This is a genomic window from Pseudomonas sp. NPDC089758, assembly GCF_044748705.1.
GTDB lineage: Bacteria > Pseudomonadota > Gammaproteobacteria > Pseudomonadales > Pseudomonadaceae > Aquipseudomonas > Aquipseudomonas putida_X.
Map to the genome: position 1 here is coordinate 1 of NZ_JBIVGN010000014.1, position 19,520 is coordinate 19,520.

Below are 19,520 nucleotides of genomic sequence, written 5' to 3' on the forward strand. Positions count from 1 at the left end.
AATGGGTTATTCCAGGGCCTTGATGGGCGGGTCCTGGTAGTTTTCATCGATGGCGATGCCCATCTTTTTCAGGCGTGCTTCGGTTTGGGCGCGTTGCTGAGCCATGCAGTTGGGTTTGGTGGCGAACCTCATCATCAGGAATGCTCACTCGTTTGCTGGTCGGCAACTGCTACCTGCGATGGGCCAAGCAGCCAACCCTGGGTCTGCGTCGCGGCATGCCGGTCGAGCACCAGCACCGCCCCCTCCAGGCTGTTGGCCGCCTGCAAGGCCAGCGCCAGCCCGCTCATCTCGATGATGCCGTGCCCGTATTCGCCCGCCAGCAGCGCATGCCCGATGACGTGCTGCTGCAGGTCGCAGTCGGGCAGGCAGTTACTCAGGAACTGGTAAAGATGCTCAAGGCGATAGTCGTCGTGGTGGCCGTCGGTGACCACAGCCTTCACTTCGGCGACTGTGAGGCCACACCGCTCACACAATGCCGCGGCCACCTGCTCCAGGCCACCCGTACTTTTGCGTGACTGTGAGGCGCGGGGCTCATGGGTGTGAGCGACGGCAGGGTAGATATGCCAGCGGGGATTGCTATCGACGTTGGCCAGGTCGATTCGTTGCAACGCGAGCACGGCGATGGCCTCGCCGGCCATCCGCTCACCCGTCAGGCCGCCAGCCCTGGCGATAGTCGCCCAAGAGTCGAGCCCGATGCACAAGAGGTTGGGGGCCTCCAAGTCATTCTGCAGCGCCCAAGGCAGCCAGGTGGAGAACGTTTGCTCCGGGGCAATGAAGCCATGACCGGGCAGATAGTCGAATGGCCACACCTCGAGCACCGCATCGAGCCACGGATCGGGAGCTATATCGGTGGGGGCGAACAGCACGACCTGAACCTGGTCCCAGTCCAGCTCGGTAGCGAAGTCATGCCACTGTCTGAGCATGGCCTGTAGCAATTGCAGCGCCCTCGGCAACGGCCTGACCTCAGCGCGGTCGGTGCCCGCGCGGATACGCCGCACATTGCGCCGATGCCCAGCCGGGCTGACCAGCCGTGGGTCGTGCTCGAAGTCAGCATCGACCTTGCCCAGCGCCTTGCCTGCCTTGGCCTCAGCCGGGGTCAGGTTGGGTAGCCACAGCCAGGCATCGGCCAGCCCGATGCGCGCGGTGTCGTAGTGCGCAACGGGGCGGGGAGGGGGCGCCAGGCGTTGCTCTTGTTCACGGCGTTCACCGATCACATCCCATAGCGAGCGATGGCCCTGGGCAAAGGGTTTCAACATGCTGGCAGTCCTTAGAGTATTCCGGTGTCGCTGTTGGTCGCGATCAGGCTCGAGCCGCAGGCGGTCTTGTCGCCATGACGGGCCACGGGCTTACCGTCGACCAACGTGGTGGTGTCGCCACTGACGATTACGCAAGCACCGTGCGGGCACATCACCTTGTCACCCAGCCGGGCGACCGCACGGCCGTAAACCAACGTTGACGTTGAGCCTTGCACGACCATCCCTCCGCGGTCGGTAGGGTCGTTCAAGAGAATGATCGGACGCATGTCGAAACTCCTTTTCTGGCGGCTAGGACCACAAATCAGTCACGAGGTTGCAAGGTGCCGAGCACATCGCGAATGTTATCGACCACGCTGCTGTCCTTGATCACATCGTTGAGCCAGGATTCCAGCGGCATGTTGCCCCATTTGATGGCTCGTTCGACCAGGTAAGGCACCGGGCTGTGGGGCTCGGCTTGCTTGAAGTACTGCGCCACTCCCTGCAGCAGGGTGAAGGCTTCTTCGCGGTTGAGCGGCACAGTACGCAGCGGTGCATCGGCGGCGCGGTGTTCATACGCGACAGCAGTGGGGGCGACGTCATCGACGCGTTGCTCGGGCGCGGGTTCGTTTGTGGCTGGTGCTGCAGCCAGTTCGACGCCGCGCTCCTTGAGCAAGCGTTCGACCAATTGGCGGGCGTGCACCAGCACGTCGTTCAGTGCGAGGAAGCTAGGCGCATCGTGTACGAATACCTTGGTGACGGCAGCCTGAAGCTGCTGGCAGGCGACCAGGCATTCGCTGATCTGCGCATGCCGTTGGTGCAGATGTTCGGTGTCAGTGAGCACCACCGAGCGCTGGAACAGTTCGGCGTTGATCTTGCCTTCTTCCAAGGCTTGGTGCATTGCCGATGGGTTTTGCCGGGCGAGGTTTTCGACCTGCCGCGATTCTTCATATCTGTGCAGGCTGTAGTTCTGCCCCTGGGTGATCGGCAGGGTGCGCACCACCTGGGTCAGCGTGGTCGTAAGCCATGCGATGCGGGCCGCGCGTTCCTCCACACCCTCGTCGAGGGCCGGGTACAGCGTGTCCCAGAAATCTTCCAGCAGGGCTTGAGCCACTGCCAGGGAAAAACGAACGCCAGGGAACTGTTTCCTGTGTGCCAGGCCTTCGCCGAGCCAGGCCACCAGCATCAAGTCCTTGCTCTGCTCGGTGAGGCCAGCCGCGGCTAGTTGAATTACCTGCTCCCAGTCGGCCTGCTTGAGGTCGGTTTGCCAGTCGCCCTGGGTCAGGTAGTCGGCATCGGCACGGCGAGCCTCCTTGATCTGATCGAACAGGCTGGAAAAGCTCAGGTCCTCACCGGCACCGCCATCAATCGGGGCACGCAAGGCAGACAATGAAAGGTCGTCAAGAATGTCGGACATGGACGGCTCTATCGCTAAGGTAAAAGGAAGGTCGCCGTGCCGTGTGGCACGGGACCCTCTATCCAGCTGCCCGTTACAGGCGGCAGCTCAGGTCAGGCTCAGGCGTAGACCTTGTTCAGCGAACGGTCCCAGCCGCCGGTGACCTTGCCGCCGCCAGCACCATCGGAGCGCTTCTGCTGGGTGTAGGTGGTCTTGATGCGCGAGAAGTTGAACTTGATCTCTTCCATCGGCAGGTCGCTTTCGGACTTGGCTTCGCCGTCCACCGGCAGGTTGCCGAGGAAGTTGACAGAGGAGATCACAACTTCTTCCAAGGTGATGGTCAGGTAGGTCACCTTGTCACCACCGGCGCGGTTTACGTTCAGCACCACTTCCTTGATGTGCTGGCCTTTGCAGCACGCCTCGAAAGCCTTGGCAGAGGCTTTGTCCACGTACTTGCGAATGGTGAAGTCGCTCAGGTTGACACGCTCGGACGACGCACCGCCCGAAGAGCTGGCAGTCGCCGAAGTGGCTTGGGTAGCGCCGTACTGGTACCCCAGCACTTCGATCCAGTCCTTGTGCTTGTCATCCAGTGCTTCGCCTGGGATGCCGTCAATCTTGAGGTATGCGTCAAATGCCATCTGTAAGTTTCTCCATAGGTGTAAAGGGCTTCCTTGATCCAACGATTGGACCTGCCCTGAGTTTGACCCCTGCGTACATGCCGCAGGGGTCGTGTTGAGACCTGGCATCAATCAAGAGCCCGGACCTCGATCTCGACGCGCCTGTTAGGTTCCAGGCACTGAATCAGTTGGGCGCGCGGCGCTTGCATGTTGCAGCGCACCAATGGTTTGTCGCTGCCTTCGCCCACGGCGTCGACCAGCTCTGCAGGCAGCCCTTTGCCTACCAGGTAGGTCTTGATGGTCTGGGCACGTTGCCGCGAGACCTGCAGGTTTCTCTGGCTGTCGCCAATCTGGTCGGCGTGGCCAGTGATGATGATCTTGCCTACGTTGGGGGTGTTCAGCAGCTTGTTGGCAATGCTGCTGAGCTGGCGTTGGCCCGCGGGCTCAAGGCTCTGGAAGTCGGCGCGGCCGAAGGCGAACAGTGTGTCGGACTCCAGCGTGATGGTTTCGATTGCGCGCAGCGACCGTGACAGCAGGCTGTTGATGTAGTTGCGCGAACTGGAAATCAGGAACGCGTTGTTGAGAATGCGCGGTACGTCCGGCTCGTGGATCTGATCGGCATAAAAGGCTATCTGGCGCCCGGCGAACTGGTAGTCATCGGCCTCGCCCGCGGCTTGCGCGGACTGCCCGTCAGCGTGTGGCACCTGCTTGTAGATGGCCGGGTACCAGTAATCGGGAATGCGTGCCTTGAGCACGGCGGGCTGGGCTTGCTCGCGCTGTGCCTTGGACAACATCAGATAGGTATCCAGGGTGGTCTGGCCGAAGGTCGCCACTGATTGAGCACGGTTGTCCACCGGCAGGGCGCGCGGTTCGACACTGTCGATACCACTCACCGCTTCCAGGCGCGGAGCGTTGCGCTGGTAGATCTTGATGCTGCTCAACAAGTACAGAGAGCGGGTCAGGTTATCGGCAGTTGGCTTGAGCATGACCTTTTCAAGTTGGGCGAAATACGCCTCGCGCAGGAACGGCTCGATGGCGTGGCCGGTGTACAGGCCCATGCGCATGGCCAGCGGCACGCCGTCGACGTGGTGGCGGGCATACAGTTCGGCTGCAGCGTGACGCATTTGGTCCAGTGTGTGCCAGTCGGTATATTGCTGGCTGGCTGCCGCATCCTGTTGTTGGGCTACGCTCAGGTTGGCTGCCAGCGACTGGAGGGCTGCCTTGTTGTTGCTGTACGACCAGCCCCAGGCCAGACACAGCAGCAACCCGGCAAGCCCGGCGACACCCACCCAGGTCGCCTTGCGACGGGTTTCGTGGTGGTTGCTGGTGTACAGCGCCACCAAGTGCTGATCGGGGATGATCACTTTGCGGAACAGGCTGGCGATGAACAGCGGCGCGGGTTGGCTGTTGGCGGCAGCGGCGTTGTCGGGTGCAGCCAGGGCAAAGCGTTCACGCACCTGGCGGGCGTACGCCCCCTCGGCTGGATCAGCGGCGTCCAAAGCACTGGTGAAGTAGAACCCGCGCAGCAGTTCGGCGCTCTGATAAGGGTTGGCGCGTAGCAGGTCGGCCACGAAGGTGTTGAGCAAGGGCTTGAGTGCTGCGAGCTCCAGCGGTAGTCGGTACGCAGCCGGGTCTTGACGGGTCAGTTGGATGTCCTGCTGCAGCATCTGCTGGTCGGCCAACGCCTGCCAGTGTTCGACCAGGTCGTCCAGGCCAGTGCTAAAGCGCGTGCCCCAGTCGGATTTTTCGAAACCTTCGTGGGCGAAGGTCTTGCCCATGACTTCGTCGCGCGCTGACGAGTCGAGCTGACGGTAGAAATGGGTGAAACCGGGCAGCAGGTCGCACTTGGTGAAAACCAAGTAGATCGGCAAGCGCAATTGCAGCAGTTCGTGCGCCTCCTGGATGCGTTCACGCAGGCGTTTGGCCAAGCGCTCGCGGCCTTCGGCGGTGGCGTGCAGGATGTCTTCGATGCTGACTGCGACTATCAGGCCGTTGAGGGGCCGGCGCTGGCGGTGCTGACGCAACAGGCCGAGGAAGGCGCGCCATTTGCCGGCCTCTTCCTGGTTATCCATGTAGCGCCCGGCGGTGTCGAGCAGGACCGCTTCGGAGCTGAAGAACCAATCACAGTTGCGCGTACCGCCCAGGCCGGAAACCCTTGCGCCTTCGCGGTCGGCGTAAGGGAACGTGAGGCCGGACTGGTAAAGCATGGTGCTCTTGCCCGAGGCCGGCTGACCGATGACCAAGTACCAGGGCAGGGCGTACAGGGCGTCCTTGTTGGCCCCGGATTTACCCGTGCCTTGTAAGCGCTCGATGCTTTGCAGCAGACGCTCACGTAGCAGGCTTACCTCTTCGCGGTCCTGCGGGTTGGCGTTGAGCACGGCCTGGTCGGCGTCATCGCGCAGCAGCGCTTCCAGGTCGTGGTGGTTGGACACGCCACGGTACATCAGCAATACATACGCGGCGGACAGAAGCACGAACAACCCGATACCTGCGAGCAAGCTATAGAGCGAGGCAAAGCCCAGCGCCACGCCGACGGCCCAGACCAGGAAAATGGCCAGGAAGAACACCACACCGAGTACATACGGTTGGTATTTGAAGAAGTAATACTTGAGCCTGTTCATCAATACTGTTCGTCCCGAGCACTGGCAAAGCGCTCTATGAAATCGTTCAGGGCGAGGTCATCGGCAGGTAGCGCCAATGCGCCGCCTGCCGCTGGCTGTGGCAAAGGGTCCAGCAGGTTGTAGCGCTCAGTGCTGTCGGCAACGCCAGTCAGCACGCGGTAGACCTCATCACTGCCGCGCGACACGAAGCACAGCAGCCCAGGTCGCATGAAGTCGTCCACCAGCACGCTGACGTCGGGCATGCCCCCCGTACCGCGCAGGCGGGATAGCAACGTGCACCAGAGGTCAGCCATCGGCCGTTTGAGGCCGCTCTGCGCTGGCAGTGGCAGGCTGATCGCTGCGAGTTGCTGTTGCTGCAGGGCGGCGCGCAGACGGTAAAGGCTGGCCATGCCGGCTTGGGTGTCGAACTCCGGGTAACTGTGGCGCAGCGGCCGGGCGACGTCGCGCAGGTTGAAATCGTGCAGAAATTTTTCGTGCACACGGCGGTAAAGGTCGAGGTCTTGCACGGTCCAGCCGCGCATCGCCTTGATCCGGGCGAACAGTTCGGTCATGTCGGTGCCTTGTGCTGCCTGCATCAGCAACGGTTTGATCTGCCCGGCAAACAGCTCGCAGAGAATATGCGGGCTGACGAACAGTTCGTCGTGCTCCACCCGGATGCTTTGGAACACCATGAACGGGTACCGCCGGCCACTGGTGTCGCGCGAGCTGATGAAGCCGCCAAGCAGCCAGTGGCCGTTGCGGCTGCGGTAACAGAAGAAACACACCGGCAACGTGTCAAAGCGCTCACGCCAGTCGGCCTGAGACTGCATACGGCCCAGGCCGCTCTGCAGCCACAGGTCGAACTCGCACACCTCTGGCAGGGCGCCGTTGAGGCTGACGAAGTCGGCGCTGGCCGGGACTTTGCCGAAGCAACCGATCATCAGTTCACCCGCGCGCTGTCGTTGAGCACGCTCAGTGCTTTGACCTGAGCCAGGTCGGTCATCTTCACCCCGCCGTAGTTGCGAACGACCAGGCTCACCGGACCGGCCACCGATTGCCAGGTAAAGCGCTGCTGAATGGTGTCCAGGTCGGTGACACGGGCGCTATCGTTCATCTTCAGCAGGCCCCAGCGGCCGGGGTAGTCGAACACCGTGACGCGCTGGCCTTCGAGGGTCACCACGTCCAGGCGTGCCCCCGGTGCGTTGTTGCTGCCAGGCCAGGCGAAGCGGTTCCAGCTTGTGCGGCCGTTGCGGTAGTGCTGCTCCTGGCCGTCGAGAGTGAAAATGATGTCGGTGTAGCGTGCTGACGGTTCCAGCATGATCTCGAACCCGTTCTCGCGGTCTGACAGGCTGGCGATGACCTGGCCAACCGAGCTGGCCTTGTCGATGCTGTCGACCATCTTCGTGTTGACCAATGGGCTGCTGCTATTACCGGTACCCATGCCCAGGCCTTCACCGCCGGCCAAGTTGCCGATTTCGTTACGTTTGAAGGCGGGCAGCAAGCCGCTTTCGGGGTCGACGAAGCGCTGCAGGTCTTTGACCGAGGCTTCGTTATTGCTGTTGGCGACGATTGGATAACGGTGCGCCATGACCTGCTGCCATGGGCGGGCGATATCCTGCGCCCAGGCTTTGGCGATCTGCTGTCCGGCCGGGTCCCGCAGGGTTTCCCAGGTGTACTGCAGGGGCGAATTGAACAGGCGCAGCAGCGAATCGGACAAACTACCGGCACTTGTATCGACGCTGGTTTCGACGTAGTTGCGTACCAGGGTTATCTCCGAAGGCTGGCCTTCGAGGGTTTCGCTGATCAACAGTTTGCTGTTCTTGCCGACGTCCTGGGAGCGCTGGATATTGCTCAGGCGTACCTTCAGTTTGCGCAGCGCGGCCAGATAGCGATCCATCACGGTGCTGTCGGCGCCTTCAGCGTTCTGCGTGGCAAACAGCCGCGATACCGGCTCGAAACGTTTGGCCAGACTGGCATCGTCAACGCGAGGCAATTTGGCGACGATAGCAGCCCCCTGTGCGCCCTGGCCGGCGAAAACGCCCTTGATGCTGCTCCAGAAACTGTCTTCGACGGGACTGGTCGGCGAGGTGGACGCTTGTTTGGGCAGGTCCCAGTCGGTGTTGTGGTTCACAGCCGCGAGCAGGCTCTTGACCGGCGAGTTTTGTACGTCACTCAAGACCGTAAGGCGTTCGCTGGCGTTAGCCATGTCGGTGAAATGACGCACACCAACGCCCTGCAGCAGGGTGAACCAGGCTTCGGCGTAGTCAGATTTGTAACGGGCCAGCAGCTCACGCATGAAGTTGGCTTTTTGCACCAGGCCGTTGCCGCCTTCGCCATCGAGCACCCAGTCGCTTTCGTTGCGCAACTCGCCCGACAGCAGCTTGATCAACTCGGGCTGGACGAATTCTTCCCAACCCTGGCGGGTGTAGAAGGCAGGGACAGATTCGGCGGAGAACAACTGGTTGCGGCTGTTGGTCGGGACCATATCGGCAAGCGTCAACGCTGGGTATTGACGGCCAGACTCCAGTTGCAGGCGCAGGTATTCACGGTCGACCAGGGAGCTGGCGATCATGAACGAGCGCAGGCTCTGCCGTGCATCGGTGACCAACTGCTCATTGCGGCGCAGTGCCGGAGCGCTGCCTTGCTCAAGGTAACGTACATAGGTTGCGCTGTTGGCGGCGATCAGCTCCGGGCTGATGTCTAGCCCTTGCGCCTGCGCTGCCTGTGCCCAGGCGCGGGGCAACTCGGTGGCGACGAAGTCGGCATCCGGGTGCGCCTGTGGGTGGGTCAGGATCAGGTACAGTTTGAGTGCGCTGTAGGCCTCGATTACCGAGGCTATCTGCTGCTCGCTAAGGCGTCCAAGGCTGTCCTCGGACAGCGAAAGCCCCGCAGTGAGTGCAGTGTCCTCAGAGGAGTCGGCGCTCGATATCGAGCGCGCCTTGTCCTGCAGTGCATCGAGCGCGCGTCGGCGGCCTTCCTGGCCGGCCTGGGTGGCTGTCGAATGGAGTTGGCCGAGGGTCGGGCTATCAGTGCCTGCAAAACCGGTCACCAACGGCGCACTGGCGGGGGTCTTGTACACTTTAACGGACTTGGCAGGTGCAGCATTGACGGCGGTTGCCTTGGCTGTGGGACGTTTGCCGGGTGCGGCCAGCGGGGTGCGGTCCACGGTCTCGGCAAACTGGTTGAGGGCGCGCAGTTGCACCTGCAGTTGCTTGCCGATCGGTTCAAGTGCCTGGGTACGCAATTGCTGCAGGTAAGCCTGGCGTAGCGGGCTGAGCAGATCATTACCACTGTAAAGCCCTGCGCCCAGGGCCAAGGGGACACCGTCGCTGTCGTAACCTTCGAATTCGCCGAGGTAGCGGCGCAACTGTTCCATCGCCTGGCCCGAAGCCAGCCGCTCGGCCTGGTCGGGTGCCTGTTCCAGTTCGCTGAGTTCGCCAGCGATGCTGGCAAACACTTGGCGGTTGTTGTGGAACGACACACCTTCCCACGCCAGCAGGGCGACCCCCGCAAGTGCAGCCGCTCCGGCGAGCGCCGGTGTGAGGGCGCGGGTGCGCCCTTGGCGCGAATAATAGAGGCTCAGGTTGCGGTCAGGGAACACGACATTGCGGAACGTACCAGTGATGAAGTAGCTCTTGTCGCCAACCTTTTGTGCGGGCGTGCCGGCAGCCGGGCGAGCGCTCGCTTGCAGCGCGTAGTGCGCGCCCAGTGCATCTTCATACACCGGCGGCAGTTGCTCATCGGTTTGCAGTGCACTGGTGAAATACACACCGCGCACGATCGGGGGGGTACGGCCATCGGCGTTGCGTTCGAACTGCTCTAGGAAGCCACCAAGCACCGTGGACAGCTCGGCAAAGTAGTTCGGGAACTGCAGCAGCTCGACGTTGGCCGTGTTGCCAGCGCCGATCAGTTGGGCGTCTACATGCTCGCGCACACTGGCCAGCAACTGGTTGAAGCGTTCTTCGGCCACTGCACGCAAGCCCTTGCTGCGCAAGTCGGCCAGCGGGAAGGTCATGCCCAGAGGGTGCTGACGCTGGTTATTGTCCAGGCCTTCGAATGCCTGATTGAACCCCGGCAGCAGGTCGGTCTTGCTGAGCATCAGGTACAGCGGCGGGTTGACGCCCAAGCACTCGCTGTACTCGTCAATGCGGTTGACCAGGCGTGCGGCGATGGCTTCGCGCTCGGCAACGGTCGCGCAGATGATCTCTGGCAGGCTGACCACCAGCACCAAGCCGTTGACGGCAGGTTTGCTGCGTTGCTTGCGCAGCAGCCTGAGGAATGACGCGAACTCGCTGGCCGAGGCATCGTCACGCAGGTAGCGGCCGGCGGTATCGATCAGCACCGCCTCCGGGCTGAAGTACCAGTCGCAGTGTTGGGTACCGCTGTCGAAACCACTGGCCTGTGCACCGGCGATCGATGCGGACAGCCCGGAGCGGGTCAGCAGCGAGGTCTTGCCGGAAGCCGACATCCCGATTACCAGGTACCAGGGCAGGTCGGACAGTGCCGATGCACCCCCACCGCCCGCCGAGCGTGCCGAGCGCAGCATGGCGATGGCGTGCTTGAGGCGCTCGCGCAGCACATGTTGATCGCGGAATTCACCTTCGCTGCCCAGCGAGCGGTCAACTTCCAGTTGCACCAGGTTCTCGATGTTCTGCTCTGCACGGATGCGGCGGTATTGGCGCAACACGACCAGCAGCAGGCACACGGCGCTGAACAGCGTCATCGCCACATAGATTTGCTCGCGCGACACCTGCCAGCGCGGCAGTGCGAACCAGCAGGCCAACAAGCCAATGGCCCAGACCAGCGCCAAGGCAAACCAGAAATTTTTCAAACAGCGCAGTAGTGCTTTCATGTCTTCCTGACCGTACCCGAATTAAACGCCGAACAGCCGTCGGACCTGTTCCGCCAAAGCGGCGACTTCCTTGCCCAGCAACCAGTCCAGGGTCAGGTAGACCGCCCCGCAGACCAGTGCGATGAGCACCAGGTAAAGCCACAACGGCACTTCGTAACGCAGCATCTGCGACACCTGGTCGGGCAGTGCCCATTGCGGGGCGAGTGCCTTGCGGGGTGCCCGGTGGCGGGCGATGTCCTGGCCCAGGGTGTTGGCGATGTAACGCAACTGGTCCTTCTGCTCGAGGCTGTATTTGCCTTCGAAACCTAGCGCCAGGCACAGGTGGTAAACCTCGAGCACGTCCAGGTTGCGTTTGACGTCGGTGCGCAGGCTGTCGAGCTTGTCGAAGAAGCCCTGGCCAGCCAGGTGTACGCCGAAGTACTGGAATTGCAGCGGATTGATTTCGATCTGGTTGCGGATTTCGCTAGGGCCTGCGTTCAGCACGCTTTCGTCGAGGAAGGCGCACAATGCGTACTGGGCATCCTTGACCTGTTCGACGCTATAGTTGGCACGGCGTGCATCACGCTCCAGCGCAGGGAAGAACTCGTCAACACTGGCTCGAAGGCGCTTAACATCGACAACCTTGTTGCCCCGGCGGATCATCAGGGCCATGGTCAGGAAGTCCTTTACCAGGTCCTTCAGGGTCGAGGGCTGTTCAGTGGCGGCCACGCCGCCTGGCATTACGGCAACAGTCATTTGAGCACCGCCATCAGTTCGAGCTTGAGATTCTTGAAAGCACTGGGGACGTAGAAGGCGATGGCATTGGCGCTCATCATGCGTTCATACACACGTCCATGGGGTTCGATTGCGAAGTACTGGTTGTCCAGGCGTACCGGAATGGCGTTCGGTGTGCGTACGCAGTGGTTGAGCGTGGCACCGGGCATGGCCGTGTTGACCACCACTTCGATGTCTTCCGGTGAGCCAACCTTGAAGGCTCGGGGCACCAGTTCGAGTACTTGGGCGCCAGGCATGTCGGCGTGGACCGAGAAGTAGAAATCGGCGTCCACCAGGCGTGGATCGTTCAGGCGGCCGACGTAATACGAGGGGCGAGTCTGGTCCAGCGCAATCGGGATGTACTGGTTTGGCACCACGCTGTTGAGCAGTTCGCGCACCAGCCGGTCGAGCTTCATCAGCGAGGCGGCCGGGTCTTGGTGGTCGTAGGCCGGGATGTCGTCCAGCCGGGCGTTCAGCGAGAAGGTCAGCAAGCTGCCGGCCAACTCCGCGAGGAAGCGGTACAGTTGTTCCGGGTGCAGCTGCGGATGCTGCAGCAGGTGCGCAAGACCGGGGTAAGCGCGGTTGACGGTGTATAGCAGCCAGAACAGGCTGACATCGCTGGAGCCGAACTCGGCAATGTGATCAGCGCGTTCGCGTCGCCGGCCGGACAAGGTCTCGCTTTTGCTGTGCAGCAAAGCCAGCAGGCGCTGGGCGATAGTCAGCAAGGTTTCGTGGGCGCCCAGGTGCAATGCCGGGTGGACAAACTGGCTGTCGATGCTGAAGGCGTTGAGGTTGTTACGCTGCAGGTGAAGCAACGGGCAATAGCTGTAGCCGTCAAGCGCATCGCCATCGACCAGCAGCACCACGTTCAGGCGCAGGCTAGTGATTTCGTTTTCCAGATCACCTTCGTTGAGGTCGGGCAGCGTATCGAACGCTTTGCGGTAACGGCGGGCACCGGTTCGCTCGGCTCCGTCCTCAAGGTAATTGGCACTGTAGGGCTCTGCCAGTTTGAGGGCGGCGTACACCTTGAGGCCAGAGCCCTGCATCACCTCCTTGAGGTCGCGGGCGGCCGGCAACGGGTCGTGCTGCGGCGCATCGAATACCGAACCATCAGGGAACACCAGGTGCAGGCGTTTGAGCTGCAGTACACCGCTGCTCAAGGCCTGTTCGTCGACTTCCAGTACCTGAACACCCCAGTGGAACGGCGACGAGCGTAGGGTCGCCTGGGCCAGCTGATGTTGGTGGAACTCGTCCTGGTACTGGAAGTGCTGGGGCAGGAGGAACATCCCCTCCGACCACATCACACGGCTTTTCTTACTCATGGATACCTTCCAGTGAAGAGTCGAATAGGTTGTTCACTGATTTTTTGATGGATTTGTCAGCTGCCTCTTCGGCAGCCTGTTGGGCAGAGTCCAGCGCTTTGGCCTGCAGTTGCTGGGCAACAGACGGTTGTGCTTGCTGGGGCTGAGCGGGTTGCAACGTGGCGATTTCCTGCTGGGAGGGCATCTGCAGCACGTCCTGGCCGCGCTCGGCGATAATCTCGTTGCGGTCCAGCAGAATTCGACCACCGCTGGAAGAGAACAGGATGCCGTCTTTGCGGAAGGCGTCAGCGTTGAAGGCCATCTTCCAGCGCCCTCCGCTTTCATCGCGGAAGAACGCGGCCACTGCGACGTAGCGGGCCTGCTTGGTCAGTGGCCAGCGCTGGATGTCGCCGATGCCTGGCAACACAACCAGCTCGCGGGTATCGAGCAGGGTGTTGCCCAGTGCTTGCTCCGGGTTGGCCAGTAGCGTATCGGCGTCACTGCTGATGAAGCGTTCCAGGCTAGTGAGCTGATAGATACGGGTGACCACCGACAGCGGCGTGCCTGCTACGTCTGGGTTCAGCTGGTTGCCGCCATCAACGGTCAGGGTCACCTGCTCGTCGCTGCTGAACAGCATGTCGCCTGCCCACGTGTCGTCCACTCGCTTGCCGACCCGGTCTGTGACCCCACACGCGCTGAGCGCCGACGCCACGATCAATACACCCAGTAACCTGCCCATTGCACTGCTCCTGAAATCTCGGTCTGGCAGCTCCCGAACGGTGCGGGCTGCTGCTGATGGTCCTTGCGTCACGACTGCATCTCTTACGCCAGGCTGTAGGCGAAGCCACCGGCTTCATCCAGGTCGATGCGCAGGTTGCTGATCGGTTGATCCTCTGCCATGCGCGTGAGTACACGGTCGGCCAGCTCTGGCATGAGGCTGCCCGACAGAATGTTGTCGATGTTGCGCGCGCCGCTGTCGACCTCGGTGCAGCGTGCGGCGATTGCCGGTACCAGGGCCGGGCTGAAGTGCAATTGCGCTTGATGATTGCGTTCGAAGCGCTGGCGGATGCGCTCAAGCTTCAGACCTACAATGCGTTCGAGGATGGCGTCCTGTACCGGGTAGTAGGGGACGATGCTCAGACGGCCCAAGAACGCCGGTTTGAATACGGTATTGAGTTGCTCTCGCAGGTCCTCGACCAGTTGTGCCGGCGCCGGGGGCTGTTCGGCACCCAGGCAAGTACGCATGATGTGGTCAGTACCGACGTTGGAGGTGAGGATGATCACGGTATTGCGGAAATTGATCTCACGCCCTTCGCCATCGTCCAGGACACCCTTGTCGAACACCTGGAAGAACAGTTCGAGCACGTCCGGGTGGGCTTTTTCCACTTCGTCGAGCAGCACCACACTGTAGGGCTTGCGTCTCACCGCCTCGGTCAGCACGCCGCCTTCGCCGTAGCCGACGTAACCGGGGGGCGAGCCTTTGAGGCTGGAGACGGTGTGGGCCTCCTGGTATTCGGACATGTTGATGGTGATGACATTGCGCTCACCGCCATACAGCGTGTCGGCCAGCGCCAGGGCTGTCTCGGTCTTGCCCACGCCGCTTGGCCCGAGCAGCAGGAATACACCGATGGGTTTATTCGGATCTTCCATGCGCGCCCGAGAAATTTTGATGCGTTTGCCGATCTCGTGCAGGGCATGATCCTGCCCGAGCACGCGCTCCGCCATCAGCTGAGGCAGGCGTTGCACAGTGTCGATTTCGTCGCGCAACATCTTGCCCAAGGGAATACCGGTCCAGCCCGAGATGACCTCGCCAATGGTCGCGCCATCTACCAGTGCATGGACCAATGGCTCTTCACCTTGCACATCAGTCAGCTGGTTGCGCAATTCGGCCAGCTCGACGCGATTGTCGGTATCGCTGGCCTCGCTGAGGGTATGGATCTGGCCTACCAATTCCAGCTCACGCTGCCATTGCAGGTTCAGGCGCTGCTGGCGCTGAGTGGCTTCTTCGATCTGTTGGCGCAACTGTTCGAGTCGGCGCTGATGGTCACTGCCTTTGCCCTGTTCCTGCTCCAGCAGGTTGATTTCAGCCTGCAGATGCTCGACCAGGCGCAGGCAGTCTTCCAGGCGCCCTGGTTGCGAACTTTGGCCCAGGGCCACCCTGGCACAAGCGGTGTCGAGCACACTGACGGCCTTGTCGGGCAGTTGCCTGCCGGTGATGTAGCGGCTGGACAGGCGCACGGCCTGAACCAAGGCGTCGTCCATCACCGCCACGCGGTGATGCTCCTGCATCTTGTTCAGTAGGCCGCGGAGCATATAGATGGCCTGGTCCTCTTCTGGCTCCTCCACCTTGACCACCTGGAAGCGGCGGGCGAGTGCGGCGTCCTTCTCAAAGTACTTCTTGTATTCGGCCCAGGTAGTGGCTGCGATGGTGCGCAACTCGCCGCGCGCGAGCGCGGGCTTGAGCAGGTTGGCAGCGTCGTTTTGCCCGGCTTGGCCGCCGGAGCCGATGAGCGTATGAGCTTCGTCGATGAACAGGATGATCGGGTGGAGACTGCGTTTGGTCTCCTCGATCACCGATTTCAGGCGGTTTTCGAACTCGCCCTTGATGCCGGCGCCGGCCTGCAGCAGGCCGAGGTCAAGGGTACGAATGGCGACGTCCTTGAGCGGTGTCGGCACATCGCCCAGGGCAATGCGCAGGGCCAGGCCCTCAACCACTGCAGTTTTGCCGACGCCAGCTTCGCCAGTGAGGATTGGGTTGTTCTGACGGCGACGGGTGAGAATGTCGACCATCTGGCGTACCTCGGCCTCGCGACCCAGCACCGGATCAATCCGGCCTTCGCGGGCGCTGCGGGTCAGGTCTACGGTGTACTGATCCAGTGCTGGTGTCTTGCCGGGCGAGCGCACAGTTGGTTGAGCACTGGCGTCAGTGGGCAGAGCCGCGGTGATCTGAGCTTCGCCACTGGCGCTGATCAGGTCTGCCAGGTTGGCACGCAGGTCGTCCACATTGATCTTTTCCAGCTCGACCGCGTTGGCCAGCAACAGGCGGCGCAGCTCGGGGTCGTTGAGCAATGCCAGCAACAGATAGGCACTGCGGATCTGTTGGGTGCCGTACTCAATTGAGGCAAGGACCCAGGCGCGCTCGATCAGCTGAGTGATGTGAGGCGACAGGGCAGGGGTGCGGGTGTTGCCGGTCTTGAACCCTTCAAGCGCCTGAGCCAGCTGAGACTGCAGGCGCTCGATCACCACGTCGTAGTGGCGCAGCACGGGGCGCAGGTCGTTGTCGTCGGCTTCGAGCAGTTGCAGCAATACATGTTCGATGTCTACTTCGTAGTGACGCTCTGCCAGACACAGCGCGGCCGCGCTCTCGGTGGCACTGCGGCAGGTATCGTTGAGCTTGGCAAACAAGGACTTAAGGTTCACAGCGAGACCCCATCAAAAGGAATACTAAAAATGCCACAGCGAGCAGGCTTGGCCTGGCTGCCGGGCCGCTTCAGCCAGCCCAGCCAACCCAGCGCAACACCGCCTTCGCGGCCCAAGCGGGCAACGGGAACAGCCTCGGGCTTGAGTTGTGGTGCCAGTTCGAAATCGAGGGCGGGACCGAGGTAAAAACGCACCAGCTCGACCAGCTTGCGGTGGTTGTCGGTGCCGGGCAGGAACCGTTGATAATCGGCAAGCTCCAGCGGGCCTATTTCGATACGCACACACGACTGGTAGTCCCATACGCGATTACCGGCGACCGTGCTCTGCCCCAGCTGGGTGTTCTGCCGACCCAGCCGCGTGCATTGCTCTGGTTCCAGCTTCAACCAGCGCCCGGCGAACTGGCGCAGCGTGAAATTCAAGCCGAAGTAGAAGCACAGCATCGCCTGCAGGTTTTGCGCGTTGCGCGGTCGCTGGGTGAACAGGCCTGCGAAGTGGCTGAACAGTTCGTAGCGCAGCCCTGGGGCTGCTTTGTCGAACTTGCGCTTTTGCGCTTGCTCGCCAAACCCCACCAGGTTGAGCAGGTAACGCTCGAAGTCGGAGGTGCCTTTGCGTTCGTGCTCGATGTGAAACCTGTACTTTTGCCAGGCCTGGTAGAACAGCGCGACCATCCGGTGGGAGAACAGGTCCATGAAAGCATGCGCGGCATCGTCGCGGTGCTGAATGTGACGGTTCAGCAGCATCTCGGTGTAAGGCCGTGGCAGGACCCCGGACGGCCCGACCAGGCCCATGAAGGTAACCTGCACTTCGGACAGCGGTTGATCGTTGGCATTGGTGCGTTCGGCCCGCTCGAACTTCAACTCGCTGACTTCACTGACCGGAAAGTTCAGCGACAGCTGCGAGCGAAACCGCAGCGGGTCGTCATGCGGTCGCGTTTCTGGATCAATCCGACCCGCCCTGCTGTAGTGCAGGCGCAGTAACCGTACCAGTTGGAAAAACTCGAACCGGTACGGCTCCGCGCGTGCCTGGTCGATCAGACCAGGGGTTGATCGCCGGTTCTGGCTGGCCATTGTACGATTCTCTTTTCCCGCTGGCGGGTACGAAGGGTAAGTTGGGTAAAGCTGTTGACGGTGCAGTACAGGCCGAAAAAATGGTCCAGGATCTTGCCGAACAAGAAGACGCCACTGCCTATGTACTGGCTTTCGTCGAGCTCCAGGGTAATTCCGACACCGCGTACGAAGTTCGGCCGCGGGTGGCCGATGCGGGCGACTACCGGTTCGCTCTTGATCGAGAGAATGCCAGCGATCTGCTTGCGTACGGCCAGCCCGCGCCGGTAGTTGTAGAGGCTGAGCATTTCCTGCAGGACCTCTTTGCCTTGGGACACCAGCGACAAGTGGTTCAATGACAGGTGGGAAACCAGCCGCCAGCTCAGGCCATCGCCCAGCGGCACCCGGGCAGTGGCCGTGGGCTTGCGCAGCATGCGGATGCTGTCGACCACGCCGTCCTGATCCAGGCTGAAATCGCTCTGGCTACCGCCATAGCTGAGTAGTTGGGGCAGGTCTCGGTTGCTGCAGGTCAGGGCGATACTCAAGGTATCGCTGCTGGTATCGATCAGATCCAGTTCGCGGTCGACCACACGGATCATCATGTCGGTGCCCGGCTGGCTGCCGCGACGCGATGGCTGCCGACGTCCTATCCAGTAGCAGGCTTCAGGCCCCAGCTCGCCGCGGGGCTCGAAGAAAGGATTGCATTCGCTGACTCTGTCGGTGCCAGCGAGTTTACGCACGCGCTGTACGCGATCGATTGACACCACTTCGGCATTGCCTTGCAGGCGTACGTCCGGTGTGACGGGATATTCGTGCTGCGCGTGCGTGAGCTTGATCGGCTCGGCCTGTTGCTTGAACAGGTTGATGATAGGCGTGCAGCCGAGTTTGAAGTTGTTGCGCCCGATGTTCTGCGCCAGACGCACCAGGCGCTCGCCAAGTTCGTAGTGGGCGAAGTAGAAATTGATCTCGATCGTTTGCAGGTCACGGCCCGCAAGGCAACGCTGTAGCCCACCTAAGTCGAAAAACATGAATTTATCGGGGAAGGTGAAATAGTCGTGCAGCAAGCGGTAGCCGGTGAACGAACGGGGAGAATAGTCCACCAGGCCATCGGCAGCCTCGAAACCGACTGCTTGCAACGCGTCAGCAGGCAGGCCGATTTCGCGGCGCTGGCCGTTTTCTGTAAAGCTCAAGGTGGCTTTCGCCAGGTTGTTGAACAGAAGCTCGTACAGTTGCAGCATCAACGTGCTTTCGCCGTCGAGAAAGAACCGCAGCGAATGAATGTCCAACTGGCCGAAGTGCAGGTCGGTAGTAGCTGCCAGGCCAATTTTCAGGTGCGCTACCAGGTCGGCGCTGTGGCCGTTGAACACTGAACGCTCGAGCTCGGCAAACGAGGCGTCCTGCACGACGATAGGCCACAGTTGCACGGGATAGCAGGTGCGGAACCGGCATGCGACGCCATCTACGCTGCGTGAGGTGATCTCGGTATGGCGGGCGATGTCATAGCGCGTCGTCAGCGCTGCCCGGTTGCCAGCAGAGAATTCGGCGATCGACAGCGCCGGCGTCGGGCGCAAGTAGTGCGGGTACAGGACCTCGAGAAAAGCCTCGACGATTTCCGGAAACTCGTCATCGAGTTTTTTATGGATACGTGCAGACAGGAAGGAAAACGCTTCGATCAGGCGTTCGGTGTGGGGATCTTCGCAGTTGTCCCCCTCGATCAGCAGGCGCGAAGCGATTTTTGGATACTCGCGCGCAAATTCCTGCCCAAGAAAGCGCAGGTGCGAGAGTTCCTTTTCGTAATAGGGCAGCAGGTCGTCTAGCATCAGTTGAGGTTCTGCACTTTGTATTCTTGGGTATTGACCTGCAATACCGCGTCGAAGGACACCTGGCGTGTGGCGTCCTGCAGTTGCAGCACGGCATCGACTCTGAAAGTCAGCATGCGGTGGCCTACCTGCTGGTTCATCAATTGCACGCGTACAGCGCGAAAACGTTTGTCACCCACGCTGATGGCACGCTCCAGCTGGGCCTGGATCAACCGCCGATCCTCCGGGTTGAGCACGCCTTTGCTGGTGAAGTCCGGCATGCCGTACTCAAGGATGGTTCCCGCCAGTTGAGGGTGGCTGCCGAGCCGGTCGGCAACCAGGCACTGGCGGGTATTGACCAGCACCTCAAGGTCGCGGATCAGGCTGGCTTTGTAGTCGGCCAGAGAGCACAGGCGCTTTGAGACCGCCTCGCTTGAGTGATGAGGAACATCATCAAGCAAGCGATCCAGCAGTGTTGGCACCAACTGATAGTGACGGCTCATGGGT

Annotated in this window: 15 protein-coding genes; all 15 read right to left on the bottom strand. The window is 61.5% G+C overall.

The window, feature by feature from the left end:
- Positions 1 to 6: 6 nt before the first annotated feature.
- A complete protein-coding gene (locus ACIPZH_RS18430) occupies positions 7 to 135 on the bottom strand; it encodes a hypothetical protein (RefSeq protein ID WP_400627890.1) in 129 nt (42 codons plus the stop codon).
- Positions 135 to 1,256 (bottom strand): hypothetical protein, encoded by a 1,122-nt coding sequence (locus ACIPZH_RS18435; RefSeq protein WP_400637239.1) that lies wholly within the window; start codon positions 1,254 to 1,256, stop codon positions 135 to 137. The genes ACIPZH_RS18430 and ACIPZH_RS18435 overlap by 1 nt, the downstream gene beginning before the upstream one ends.
- A gap of 11 nt (positions 1,257 to 1,267) precedes the next feature.
- A complete protein-coding gene (locus ACIPZH_RS18440; protein WP_400627894.1) occupies positions 1,268 to 1,522 on the bottom strand; it encodes a PAAR domain-containing protein in 255 nt (84 codons plus the stop codon).
- A 35-nt stretch (positions 1,523 to 1,557) separates the two neighbouring features.
- Positions 1,558 to 2,649, bottom strand: a complete 1,092-nt coding sequence (gene tssA, locus ACIPZH_RS18445; RefSeq protein ID WP_400627896.1) for a type VI secretion system protein TssA — start codon at positions 2,647 to 2,649, stop codon at positions 1,558 to 1,560.
- Positions 2,650 to 2,747: 98 nt separating this feature from the next.
- Positions 2,748 to 3,266, bottom strand: a complete 519-nt coding sequence (locus ACIPZH_RS18450) for an Hcp family type VI secretion system effector (RefSeq protein WP_400627898.1) — start codon at positions 3,264 to 3,266, stop codon at positions 2,748 to 2,750.
- A gap of 107 nt (positions 3,267 to 3,373) precedes the next feature.
- Positions 3,374 to 5,866, bottom strand: coding sequence for a type VI secretion system membrane subunit TssM (tssM, locus tag ACIPZH_RS18455; RefSeq protein ID WP_400637241.1), 2,493 nt, complete (start codon positions 5,864 to 5,866; stop codon positions 3,374 to 3,376).
- Positions 5,866 to 6,786, bottom strand: a complete 921-nt coding sequence (tagF, locus tag ACIPZH_RS18460) for a type VI secretion system-associated protein TagF (RefSeq protein WP_400637242.1) — start codon at positions 6,784 to 6,786, stop codon at positions 5,866 to 5,868. Before tagF ends, tssM begins: the two co-directional genes overlap by 1 nt.
- Positions 6,786 to 10,697, bottom strand: a complete 3,912-nt coding sequence (locus ACIPZH_RS18465; RefSeq protein WP_400637243.1) for a type VI secretion protein IcmF/TssM N-terminal domain-containing protein — start codon at positions 10,695 to 10,697, stop codon at positions 6,786 to 6,788. Before ACIPZH_RS18465 ends, tagF begins: the two co-directional genes overlap by 1 nt.
- 21 nt (positions 10,698 to 10,718) lie before the next feature.
- A complete protein-coding gene (icmH, locus tag ACIPZH_RS18470) occupies positions 10,719 to 11,432 on the bottom strand; it encodes a type IVB secretion system protein IcmH/DotU (protein ID WP_400627906.1) in 714 nt (237 codons plus the stop codon).
- Positions 11,429 to 12,772 (bottom strand): type VI secretion system baseplate subunit TssK, encoded by a 1,344-nt coding sequence (gene tssK, locus ACIPZH_RS18475; protein WP_400627908.1) that lies wholly within the window; start codon positions 12,770 to 12,772, stop codon positions 11,429 to 11,431. Before tssK ends, icmH begins: the two co-directional genes overlap by 4 nt.
- Positions 12,765 to 13,490, bottom strand: a complete 726-nt coding sequence (tssJ, locus tag ACIPZH_RS18480) for a type VI secretion system lipoprotein TssJ (RefSeq protein ID WP_400627910.1) — start codon at positions 13,488 to 13,490, stop codon at positions 12,765 to 12,767. The genes tssK and tssJ overlap by 8 nt, the downstream gene beginning before the upstream one ends.
- Before the next feature lie 83 nt (positions 13,491 to 13,573).
- On the bottom strand, positions 13,574 to 16,171 hold the full coding sequence (gene tssH / locus ACIPZH_RS18485; protein WP_400637244.1) for a type VI secretion system ATPase TssH: 2,598 nt from the start codon (positions 16,169 to 16,171) through the stop codon (positions 13,574 to 13,576).
- Complete coding sequence (tssG, locus tag ACIPZH_RS18490; RefSeq protein ID WP_400627914.1) at positions 16,168 to 17,238, bottom strand: type VI secretion system baseplate subunit TssG; 1,071 nt, start codon at positions 17,236 to 17,238, stop codon at positions 16,168 to 16,170. Before tssG ends, tssH begins: the two co-directional genes overlap by 4 nt.
- Complete coding sequence (tssF, locus tag ACIPZH_RS18495) at positions 17,202 to 19,034, bottom strand: type VI secretion system baseplate subunit TssF (RefSeq protein WP_400637246.1); 1,833 nt, start codon at positions 19,032 to 19,034, stop codon at positions 17,202 to 17,204. The genes tssG and tssF overlap by 37 nt, the downstream gene beginning before the upstream one ends.
- Positions 19,034 to 19,516 carry a type VI secretion system baseplate subunit TssE gene (gene tssE, locus ACIPZH_RS18500; RefSeq protein ID WP_400627918.1) on the bottom strand — a complete coding sequence of 161 codons (483 nt, stop codon included), beginning with the start codon at positions 19,514 to 19,516 and terminating at the stop codon, positions 19,034 to 19,036. Before tssE ends, tssF begins: the two co-directional genes overlap by 1 nt.
- Between the last annotated feature and the right edge of the window lie 4 nt (positions 19,517 to 19,520).